The organism is Christiangramia aquimixticola (genome assembly GCF_048285835.1).
Taxonomy (GTDB): Bacteria; Bacteroidota; Bacteroidia; order Flavobacteriales; family Flavobacteriaceae; genus Christiangramia; species Christiangramia aquimixticola.
This window is the reverse complement of sequence record NZ_JBLVTL010000110.1, coordinates 1-336: the sequence shown is the minus strand read 5'-3', so window position 1 is coordinate 336 and position 336 is coordinate 1. Positions and strand designations below refer to the sequence as shown.

The window sequence follows — 336 nt, the reverse complement described above, 5'->3', positions numbered from 1 at the left end:
GCCTGCCGGCAAAGGCAGGGCTGTGTCTCCCCCACGCGCCCATCTGATCTAAGTTTAGTGGTCAAAAAGGTATTTAAAAGAGAAATAGCCGAACAAAGAATAGATTTCGCTTTCGTTACTTCTCTTCTACAAATCCCAGTTTTTCCAACTTGCTATGAGACCTCCCAAACATCCTTACTCCCTGACATCCTAGCTATTTCTCCTTTCACAAGCCTAAATCTTTTCCTACTTTCAAGCATGAAGAAGTTTACCGGTTCGGAAGTAAGATGGGGAGTGTTAGGTGTGGGCAACGTTTGCGAACTCAAGTCTGCCCCTGCGATGAACCATATTCCACAC

At 45.5% G+C, this 336-nt stretch carries 1 protein-coding gene; it reads right to left on the bottom strand.

What is annotated here, in order from left to right; all coding sequences use genetic code 11:
• Nucleotides 1-152: 152 nt before the first annotated feature.
• The coding region (locus tag ACNKXV_RS13725; protein WP_417908287.1) for a hypothetical protein at nt 153-336 on the bottom strand (184 nt) is incomplete at its 5' end.